This window comes from Aeromonas sanarellii, from assembly GCF_000820085.1.
In the GTDB taxonomy this organism is placed as follows: Bacteria; Pseudomonadota; Gammaproteobacteria; order Enterobacterales; family Aeromonadaceae; genus Aeromonas; species Aeromonas sanarellii.
Genome location: NZ_CDBN01000038.1, coordinates 138955 through 148221 on the forward strand (window position 1 = coordinate 138955; position 9267 = coordinate 148221).

9 protein-coding genes are annotated in these 9267 nt (G+C 62.4%); 6 read left to right on the forward strand and 3 right to left on the reverse strand.

Going from position 1 to position 9267, the window contains the following annotated elements:
* The first annotated feature begins 22 nt into the window (after positions 1-22).
* The 3 genes from BN1132_RS08045 to ahpF all read left to right on the forward strand — a co-directional run bounded on the left by BN1132_RS08045 (position 23) and on the right by ahpF (position 3387).
* A complete protein-coding gene (locus BN1132_RS08045; protein WP_042076634.1) occupies positions 23-469 on the forward strand; it encodes a CBS domain-containing protein in 447 nt (148 codons plus the stop codon).
* Positions 470-1097: 628 nt separating this feature from the next.
* A complete protein-coding gene (gene ahpC / locus BN1132_RS08050; RefSeq protein ID WP_042076637.1) occupies positions 1098-1664 on the forward strand; it encodes an alkyl hydroperoxide reductase subunit C in 567 nt (188 codons plus the stop codon).
* Positions 1665-1806: 142 nt separating this feature from the next.
* Complete coding sequence (gene ahpF / locus BN1132_RS08055; RefSeq protein WP_042076639.1) at positions 1807-3387, forward strand: alkyl hydroperoxide reductase subunit F; 1581 nt, start codon at positions 1807-1809, stop codon at positions 3385-3387.
* 69 nt (positions 3388-3456) lie between these two features.
* Here ahpF and BN1132_RS08060 read toward each other — a convergent pair whose 3' ends face one another.
* Positions 3457-4776 (reverse strand): MFS transporter, encoded by a 1320-nt coding sequence (locus tag BN1132_RS08060; RefSeq protein ID WP_042076641.1) that lies wholly within the window; start codon positions 4774-4776, stop codon positions 3457-3459.
* A 118-nt stretch (positions 4777-4894) separates the two neighbouring features.
* Here BN1132_RS08060 and BN1132_RS08065 point away from each other — a divergent pair, with 118 nt between their 5' ends.
* A complete protein-coding gene (locus BN1132_RS08065) occupies positions 4895-5140 on the forward strand; it encodes a hypothetical protein (RefSeq protein ID WP_042076661.1) in 246 nt (81 codons plus the stop codon).
* A gap of 133 nt (positions 5141-5273) precedes the next feature.
* Here the strand turns inward: BN1132_RS08065 and BN1132_RS08070 are convergent, their stop codons facing one another.
* Positions 5274-6842: a sensor domain-containing diguanylate cyclase gene (locus BN1132_RS08070; RefSeq protein WP_042076643.1), complete on the reverse strand. Its 1569-nt coding sequence runs from the start codon at positions 6840-6842 to the stop codon at positions 5274-5276.
* A gap of 309 nt (positions 6843-7151) precedes the next feature.
* Positions 7152-7901, reverse strand: coding sequence for a class I SAM-dependent methyltransferase (locus BN1132_RS08075; RefSeq protein ID WP_042076644.1), 750 nt, complete (start codon positions 7899-7901; stop codon positions 7152-7154).
* Between the two features lie 429 nt (positions 7902-8330).
* Here BN1132_RS08075 and BN1132_RS08080 point away from each other — a divergent pair, with 429 nt between their 5' ends.
* Positions 8331-8543, forward strand: a complete 213-nt coding sequence (locus BN1132_RS08080) for a hypothetical protein (protein ID WP_157005364.1) — start codon at positions 8331-8333, stop codon at positions 8541-8543.
* A gap of 47 nt (positions 8544-8590) precedes the next feature.
* Positions 8591-9076 (forward strand): VOC family protein, encoded by a 486-nt coding sequence (locus BN1132_RS08085; protein WP_042076647.1) that lies wholly within the window; start codon positions 8591-8593, stop codon positions 9074-9076.
* Positions 9077-9267 lie beyond the last annotated feature (191 nt).

The window sequence follows — 9267 nt, forward strand, 5'->3', positions numbered from 1 at the left end:
TAGATACACAAGGAGGCCCACCATGATGACCCTCTCCGAGATCATGACCGAACACCCCTTCACCCTGGGTCCGGAAAACAGCGTCAAGCAGGCGATGGAGCTGATGCAGCAGGAGCGGATCCGCCACATCCCCATCGTCGATGAGCACCAGCATCTGCTGGGACTGGTCACCCTCTCCGACATCCTGGCCACCCGCGAATCCAAGCTGCTGCTGATCAACCCGGAGCGGGAGGCGGAGTTCACCGACAGCGTCCAGCTCGACGAGATCATGACCCGCCAGGTGGCGAGCGTGGACCCCCACGCCGGCATCAAGGAGGCGGCCCTCTACCTGCAGCGCCACAAATATGGCTGCCTGCCGGTACTCAAGGGGCGCAAGCTGATCGGCATCGTCACCGAGTCTGACTTCATCGCGGTGGCCATCAACCTGCTGGAGCTGATGGAAGAGCAGGAGCCCCCCACCGACTTCTGATCACTTATTTATGAAAATAAATTACAATAAAAGCGTTTTCAGCCTTATTTTTCGGCTAAAAAACTGAAAAACTTTCATTTTGATTGAAAAATTACACCATATTCTTGCTTTGTGATCCTCATCACACTATGATGCGACCCATGCAATGGTTGCCGAAGAGGTGATGAGGATTGTGCACCCACGTCTTCTCTTCATATATCCGCAAGTTTGCACACCCCGTAGTTAGTCTTTGCTGTAAAGCATTTTTATCGCCATTCCTTGTTTGATGACCCGGCCCTGTCCTCGCGACCGCGCCGGGATTTTTTTGCCCGCGTTCTTCCCCTCTCCGCCGCGTCTGCGGCACGCCCGTGCATGCCATCCATAAAACAAGATCCCATCCGGGACTTGAAAATGTGAACTGCAGGACAGAAATTGAACTTCGACAATGAGTTATCTCAGAAGACTTGAGATATTCATGTTAGGTACAGTTGGGATGGGCTATCTAATAAATAGATTTAAGTGATTCAAAATTGTGGCTTTGACCGATTAGCGAAAAGCCCTATGATGCCTCCATCGAAAGTTAAGCGCCTCGTCTGGCACGACTCTTCAACACCAGACCGGCATATGTACATCACCAAGGAGCAAATACATGTCTACCTACATCAACACCGAAATCAAGCCGTTCAACGCTACCGCCTACCACAATGGCAAATTCGTTCAGGTGTCTGACGCTGACCTGAAAGGCAAGTGGTCCGTGGTCTTCTTCTACCCGGCTGACTTCACCTTCGTCTGCCCGACCGAGCTGGGCGACCTGGCCGACAACTACGCTGCCTTCAAGAAGCTGGGCGTCGAGATCTACGCCGTCTCCACCGACACCCACTTCACCCACAAGGCTTGGCACGACACTTCTGACACCATCAAGAAGATTCAGTACCCGATGATCGGCGACCCGACCGGCACCATCACCCGCAATTTCGGCGTGATGATCGAAGAGGCTGGCCTGGCTGACCGCGGTACCTTCGTCATCGACCCGAACGGCGTCATCCAGATCGTCGAGATCAACGCCGGCGGTATCGGCCGTGACGCCCTGGAGCTGCTGCGCAAGGTCAAGGCTGCCCAGTACGTTGCCGCTCACCCGGGTGAAGTGTGCCCGGCCAAGTGGCAGGAAGGAGACGCCACCCTGGCCCCGTCCCTGGATCTGGTAGGCAAGATCTAAGCCTCCTCGCTCCAAAGACCGGCCCGTTTCAGGGCCGGTCTGTTTTCCGGCCTAGCTCAAGGGTGACGGCCTGCTTTTCGGCACAGCCTTTTCAGTATTCAGCCATACCGCCGACCCGCATTCAGCCAGAAGGAATTCGACCATGTTAGATACCAACCTCAAACAACAACTCAACGGTTACCTGCAGTACATCGTCAATCCCATCGAGATCAGCGTGTCCGGCAACGACAGCGACAAATCCGCAGAGCTCCTGGCATTGGCCACCGAGATAGCCGAGATGTCCCCCAAGATTTCCCTGACCGATGGTACTGCCGCCCGCAAGCCTTCCATGAGCATCGCGCCCCAGGGGCAAGCCCCGCGCGTGCACTTTGCCGGCATTCCCATGGGTCATGAATTCACCTCCCTGGTGCTCGCCCTGCTGCAAAGCGGCGGCCACCCCTCCAAGGCCGATCCGGCCGTGCTGGAGCAGGTCAGGAACCTGAAGGGTGAGTTCCACTTCGAGACCTACATCTCCCTCTCCTGTCACAACTGCCCGGACGTGGTGCAGGCCCTGAACCTGATGGCCACCCTGAACCCGGGCATCAGCCACACCATGATCGACGGTGCCCTGTTCCAGGACGAGGTGAACGAGCGCCAGATCATGGCGGTCCCGAACGTCTACCTGAACGGCCAGCCGTTCAGCCAGGGCCGTACCTCCCTCGAAGAGATCGTCGCCAAGCTCGACACCGGCGCCGCCGAGCGCAAGGCCGCCGAGCTGAGCGAAAAAGCGCCTTACGACGTGCTGGTGGTGGGCGGTGGCCCGGCCGGCGCCGCGGCGGCCATCTATGCCGCCCGTAAAGGCATTCGCACCGCCATCGTCGCCGAGCGCTTCGGCGGCCAGGTGATGGACACCGTCGGCATCGAGAACTTCATCTCCGTGCCCTACACCGAGGGCCCCAAGCTCGCCGCCAGCCTGGAGCAGCACGTCAAGCAGTACGGCGTGGAAGTGATCACCGAGCAGCGCGCCGCCGCCATCAGCAAGGATGGCTACGTCAACGTGGATCTCGCCTCCGGCGCCACCCTGAAGAGCCGCGCCGTGATCCTGGCGACCGGCGCCCGCTGGCGCGATCTGAACGTGCCGGGTGAGGTGGAATACCGCACCAAGGGCGTGGCCTATTGCCCCCACTGCGACGGCCCCTTCTTCAAGGGCAAGCGGGTGGCGGTGATCGGTGGTGGTAACTCCGGTATAGAAGCGGCCATCGACTTGGCCGGCATCGTCGAACACGTCACCGTGGTGGAGTTCGCCGATACCCTGCGCGCCGACGACGTGCTGCAGAAGAAAGCCCGCTCCATGGGCAACATAGACATCATCATGAGTGCCCGCACCACCGAGGTGATCGGTGACGGCAGCAAGGTGGTGGGCATGGATTACGAGGATCGCACCACGGGCGAGATCAAGCACCTCGCCGTGGCCGGCATCTTCGTCCAGATCGGCCTGGTCCCGAACACCGAGTTCCTGAAAGGGAGCGAGGTGGCCCTGACCCGCTTCGGCGAGATCGAGATCGACACCAAGGGCGCCACCTCCCTGCCCGGCGTCTACGCCGCAGGGGATGCCACCACAGTGCCGTTCAAGCAGATCATCATCTCCATGGGGGCCGGTGCCACCGCCGCCCTGGGGGCGTTCGATTACCTCATCCGCACGCCGGCCCCCGAGGCCGCCAAGGCAGAGGCCGTGACCGCCTGATAGGCTCCGCCAGCAAAAAGCCGACTCCCTGAGTCGGCTTTTTTATCCCCGTCGTTGGGTCGGCAGCCTTCAACGCCCCCGCGGCGCGTCCCTCTCCTGCACCTCTTCCCTCATCGTCCTCTCTTCTGCGTCAGGCGCGGCATAACTCGCGGGTACCGCCTCCCCTGCCAGATCCGTTCTCGGCTCCAGCTCCGCCGTCATGGGGGTGTTGGGGGGCACCGGCATGAACACCTGGTGTTCCGCCAGCGGAATGGGGGCCCGCTGCCGCCTGCGCCAGCCCAGATAACCCGAGAGCAGCAGGCCGCACAGGGCGAAGTAGACGAACAGCCCCTGCGGCCCGAACAGCCCCATGACCGAGGGGGCCAGCAGCGGCCCTATCATGGCCCCCAGGCTGTAGGCGAGCAGCAGCCCCTGGTTGGCCCCCAGCACCTGATCCGGGCGCAGCTCGTCGCAGGCGTGGCTGAGGCTCAAGGGGTAGATGGAGAACGCCATCCCCCCCAGCAGAAAGATCAGGCCTCCCTCGATCGGCGTGCGCCAGGTGCCTGGCAGCAGCACCATCATGAGGGCGAGCAGGGTCAGCGCGCTGCACAGCAGCAGGATCACCAGCCGCCTGTCATGGCGGTCGGACATCCGGCCTATGGGGTATTGCAGGCACATGCCCCCCAGGATCACCAGCGCCATCATGTCCGCCACCCGCGAGAGCGTGGCACCGCTGTCGGTAAAATAGAGCGGCAACAAGCCGTAGATGGCACCGAGCACCAGGCCCGAGGTGAAACTGCTGCCCATCCCCGCCGGAGTGAGGCGCACCAGCTCCCGCACCCCGACCCGTTGGGGGGCCACCATGGCCGGGGTCGATACCCGGGAGATCGCCAGGGGCACCACCGACAGGGTCGCCGCCATGGCGCACAGGGCGAAAGGGGTCAGCACCATGGGGTCCACCCACTTGAGCAGCTGTTGCCCCATCGCCAGGGAGCCATAGAGCAGGATCATGTAGAGGGACATCAGCCGTCCCCGGTTGGCCGGGGTGCTGGAAACCAGCATCCAGGACTCCAGCACCACGAAGATCCCGCCGGTGGCAAAGCCCCCCACCAGCCGCAGCACGGTCCAGGCGATGGGATCCACCACCATGCCGTGAAGCAGAAACAGGAAGCAGAGCAGGGAGGCATAGGCCGCATAGGCCCGGATGTGGCCCACCCGTATGATGAGACGGGCGTTGACGAAGGCCCCCAGCACCAGGCCGCCGAAGTAGGCCGCCGACACCAGGCCGATGGCCTGGGCGGACACCTGCTCGGCGGACAGGCGCACCGTCAGCAGGGTGTTGAACAGGCCGTGACCCAGGATGAAGACCACCAGACTGGTCAGGGGTGAGAACAATCTCGTGAGTGCCATGACGCCTCCCCTCGGGGTAAAACGGTCATGGTAGCGTCTGTTTCTTGCCCACTTCAACCGACCGCCCCCATTTTTGAGAGGCTATCCTTAACGGGATCCCATCATGGAGGTCGTCAAGATGAGACTCACGCTGTTGTTGGCAACTTTGCTCTTCTCCGCCAGCGCCCTCGCCTTCCACTGTCCCATGGACATGAAGAAGATCGATGACGCCCTGGCCACAAACCCAGCGCTCAGCGCCGAGCGGCTGGCCGAGGTGAAGCAGCTCAGGGCCGAAGGAGAGAGCCTGCACAAGGCAGGCAAACATCAGGAATCCGTCGATAGCCTGGCCAAGGCCATGGCCATTCTCGGCATCGACGAGGGCTAGTCGCCGGCTCGCCGCGCGACGGTCTGCCCCGCATTGCACCGATGTGGCAGGCCGCCCACTTGACACAAGGCCCTCGTCCCCCGTGGCGAGGGCCTTGTCATGAGCGGGGTGGCGGCAGGCAGACGCTCGCTGCCTATGCCTCCTCGATGCGATGAATGCGGTTCTTGCCGGCACGCTTGGCCTGATACATCGCCTTGTCGACCAGGGCTATCAGCACCTCGGGGGATCGGCCCTGGCTGGTGCCGATACCGGCGCTGAAGGTGACCCGCATCCCCTTCTCCCGCCATTTCTGCTCGCTGAGCTGGCAGCGCCACAGCTCCATCAGCCGCTCGGCCTGTGCCAGGGTCTCCTGCTCGAAGAGGACGACCAGCTCCTCGCCACCGTAGCGGCACAGTAAGACCCCCTCCCCCAGCAACGTCTGTCCCAGCTCGACACAACGGCACAGCGCCGCATCGCCGCCGGCATGGCCGTAGACGTCGTTGAGCTGCTTGAAATTGTCCAGGTCGACCAGGGCCAGGACAAAGCTGTTCCCCTCCTCGTGCAGTTGGCGCAGACGCTGATCCAGAAACCGCCGATTGTAGCTGCCGGTGAGTGCGTCCCTGTGGGCCAGGTCAAAGGACTCTTGCAGGTGATCGGACACCTGATCCAGCTCCTGATCCAGCAAGGCCATCTCCGGGAAGGCGGGCAGCGCACTCGCCGGCCGAGCCTCTCGCGAGCCGGCACCAAGTCGACGGATCCGGCCGGCCAGGTTGTCGATGAGCACCAGCAGGCGCAGTCGGAAGAAGGCCGACATGGTGATGAAGAGGGCGCTGGCAATGACCAGCAGCCCGAGCGCCAGGCCTCCCCCCATGGCGGCAACCGAGTCTCGCCTTGGCTGTACCGTGATGGCCATCCAGTGCTCCCGGTCCGGCAGGGTTCCGTAGGCCACGTATTCGTTGCTCAGGTCCGAGTAGAAGGAGCCGGATTGCGCCGTCAGGCGCGCCAGCCAGGGGGCCTGCAGGATCTGGCCGTTGTTGGCCGACTGGGAACTCACCAGGATCTGGTGGGTGCGCCGGTCAATCACCATGTGGCTCACGGCATTGTCCCCATACAGCATGTCCCTGAGCATCTTGGACCACTGTGCAACGTTCACGTCGATGCCGATGACCCGCTCCCCCTGCTCACCCTGCTGCCGGCCATCCGTCAGACGATGAGCCAGGGTCAGGATGTAGTCGCCCGTCAAGATGTCCTGATAGGCCGGGGTCCAGTAAAACGTCCGGGCCTCCAGCGCCCCCTTGAACCAGGCTCTGGATCGCACATTGGCCCTGGCATTGACCCAGGCCTGGTCCGCCTCTTTGCTGCCGGAGAAGAAATAGCCGTTCGAATCGGCATGAAAGATCAGGGTCACCAGGGGATCGAGGGCCGCCATGTTGCCCCACCGCTCGCGATACACCTGCCTGGCCTCGGTCGAGGAGAACACTGGGGTCAGCAGGTCCGCCGTGACCTCGACGGACATCAGCTGTTCGAGGTGGTCGAGCATCCTGTCTTCCGTCACCACCGCCATGCCGTTCAGGCTGGCCAGTTTCTGCTCCACGACCACGCCGTGGTTGTAGACCGACAGGGCAAACAGGCCGCCAATCCCGAGCAGCATCGGCAAGGCCAGCAGCCAGAGATAGCCCGTGATGAAGGTGAAATTTTTCTGCGTGCGTCTGAACGTCAACATACCCTGGATCCTGCCCATTACCCTTTTCGCTTGCCCCGAGATACCGACGGGGCTGCCATCAAAAGGCGCGCAGTATGCCGTTATCACTTTCGAGAGGGCGAATCCTTTCGCGGCCTTGTTCAAGCACGATTCAGGCAGATTTGGGGGGTAAATACGGTTTTATCTGATAAAACAGGGAGATGCTGAGTGTTTTCTGGTCAAGGAAAAACCTGGGCGACGGCGCTGATCTCCGGGCCAGGAAAAGCGCCGACACAGGGGCAGGCGATCGGCGACCCGGCCGTCCTCCCGCCCCTTTCCACTCGCGCTTCGCTATACCCGGCCGCTGTAGACCAGGGTGCAATAGTTGAACGCTATCTTGCCGTTCACCGCATGGCGCTCAAACGCACGGCGGATGAGCGCCGTCATCTGATCGTGGGCCCGGGTGCCGACGGCTGGGGCATAGGAGGAGGAGTTGAGCCGCCCCAGCACCCCGTCGAGATCGAACAGCTGCTGGTTCTCGAAGCGATCGAGCCGATACTCCCCCTCGAAGAAGGCACGAAAATCGGCCTCGCCCAGGTTGCGGTGATTGACCTCCTCGTAATCCCCCGAGTAGGCGTGCAGCCCCTCCTCGTAGGCCTCGAGAAACGGGGTGTTCATCAGGCGATCGTTCCAGATGAGGGCGATCCGGCCACCGGGTTTGAGCAGGCGCTGGCACTCCAGTCGGAAGGCTGTGCGATCGAACCAGTGAAAGGCCTGGGCGACCGTCACAAGATCCACCGAGCCCGCCGGCAGGCCGGTGGCCTCCGCACTGCCGTGGGACCAGCCGACGTTGCCCACATCCGCCAGCAGCCGTCTGGCGGCCGCCCGCATCTCGTCATTGGGCTCCACCGCCCAGACTCGCGCCACCCGGGGGGCCAGCAGGGCCGTCAGGATGCCGGTGCCCGCCCCGATATCGGCCACCTGGGCCTCAGGCCCCATGGCCAAGTCGCTGGCCAGAAAATCCAGCATGGCCGCGGGATAACCGGGGCGGTATTTCACATAGGCCTCGACCCGGGTCGAGAATCGCTGGGTACTGTCCATCGCTCGCTCCTTGTGGTGGATCACGCGGGTCGCATGATGCCGTTCAGGCATCCTGCACCAACATCCAGAGTCGGGGCAACCGCATGAGGGCACTTGACTGCCACAAAAAACGGACCTGGCCAGCGTAAGTTCCGTCAGCATCGGCGCGTGCCATGCACTGCGCCTTAATGATATCCCCCTGAGCATGGGCTCATCGGGAACTGGTAGAGTGGTCGCGACAGCCAGACCGCAAAAGCAGGGCATTCAAGCTAGGACAAGGCTTTAACCTGGCAGAGGCCCCAGTGATGAGGCATTGGCCCATGACGGAGTGAGACGGAAGGGATTGACGCCCCTTCGAGCTTCCCTATTCACTCTGGCACTACACTCAACCCTGAACGGCCTCGCCGAGGGAGGCGCACACCATTGACCACCAGACCGTACGGGGGATCCATGTCGACATCCAGATACCTGCTGCCACTCATCGCTGCCCTGTTGACCGGGTGCGGCGGCGAATTGCTCAGCACGGCGGCAACCACCGGAAAACTCCAGGCGGAGCAGGCCAATCAAGCCAGGGCGCAACTGGATCAGTTCAACGAGGCCCTGAGTGCCGCCGTCGACGCCACCGAGGCGGCGTCCGTATCGGCCGCCCCTCCGGCCCAATAGCAGCGCCTGGCCGGCAACTGTCCCGCTGTTTTCAACGGAGAAATGAGATGACGCAAGCTGCAAAGAACCGGATCTGCCTCTGGTACGACGGGGATGCCGAAGAGGCGGCGCACTTCTACGCCCGAACCTTCCCCGACTCCGCCGTCGGTGCCGTACACCGGGCCCCGGCCGACTATCCCGCCGGCAAGAAAGGGGACGTGCTGACGGTCGAGTTCAGCGTGATGGGGATCCCCTGCCTCGGCCTCAACGGCGGGCCCGGGGTCAACCACAACTGGGCCTTCTCGTTTCAGGTGGCCACCCAGAGCCAGGCCGAGACGGATCGCTACTGGCACGCCATCATCGAGAGCGGCGGTCAGGCGAGCGAGTGCGGCTGGTGCCAGGACAAGTGGGGCATCTCCTGGCAGATCACCCCCCAGGTCCTCATCGAGGCGATAAGCGATCCCGATCCCGAGGCAGCGAGACGCGCCTTCGAGGCCATGATGCAAATGGGCAAGATTGATATTGCCACCATCGAGGCGGCGCGCCGGGGTTGAGCCACCGTTTGAGGACGCCAGAAACAACAAGGCCACCCGCTGGGGTGGCCTTGTGCTTATGGGTTGTCAGCCCTTCCGGGCGCCTGAGAAACATGTATGGAGACGGTATTCACCTGACAGTTGCCCACAAAAGGGAGTGGTCATACGGCTTCAAACCGGATAACAAAACGTTACCCCTACCGTGTTATCTG

What these genes read in the sequence shown, in the direction of transcription:
- BN1132_RS08045 (WP_042076634.1), top strand. Translation starts at nt 23, where the DNA reads ATGATGACCCTCTCCGAGATCATGACCGAACACCCCTTCACCCTGGGT.
- ahpC (WP_042076637.1), top strand. Translation starts at nt 1,098, where the DNA reads ATGTCTACCTACATCAACACCGAAATCAAGCCGTTCAACGCTACCGCC.
- ahpF (WP_042076639.1), top strand. Translation starts at nt 1,807, where the DNA reads ATGTTAGATACCAACCTCAAACAACAACTCAACGGTTACCTGCAGTAC.
- BN1132_RS08060 (WP_042076641.1), bottom strand. Translation starts at nt 4,776, where the DNA reads ATGGCACTCACGAGATTGTTCTCACCCCTGACCAGTCTGGTGGTCTTC.
- BN1132_RS08065 (WP_042076661.1), top strand. Translation starts at nt 4,895, where the DNA reads ATGAGACTCACGCTGTTGTTGGCAACTTTGCTCTTCTCCGCCAGCGCC.
- BN1132_RS08070 (WP_042076643.1), bottom strand. Translation starts at nt 6,842, where the DNA reads ATGTTGACGTTCAGACGCACGCAGAAAAATTTCACCTTCATCACGGGC.
- BN1132_RS08075 (WP_042076644.1), bottom strand. Translation starts at nt 7,901, where the DNA reads ATGGACAGTACCCAGCGATTCTCGACCCGGGTCGAGGCCTATGTGAAA.
- BN1132_RS08080 (WP_157005364.1), top strand. Translation starts at nt 8,331, where the DNA reads ATGTCGACATCCAGATACCTGCTGCCACTCATCGCTGCCCTGTTGACC.
- BN1132_RS08085 (WP_042076647.1), top strand. Translation starts at nt 8,591, where the DNA reads ATGACGCAAGCTGCAAAGAACCGGATCTGCCTCTGGTACGACGGGGAT.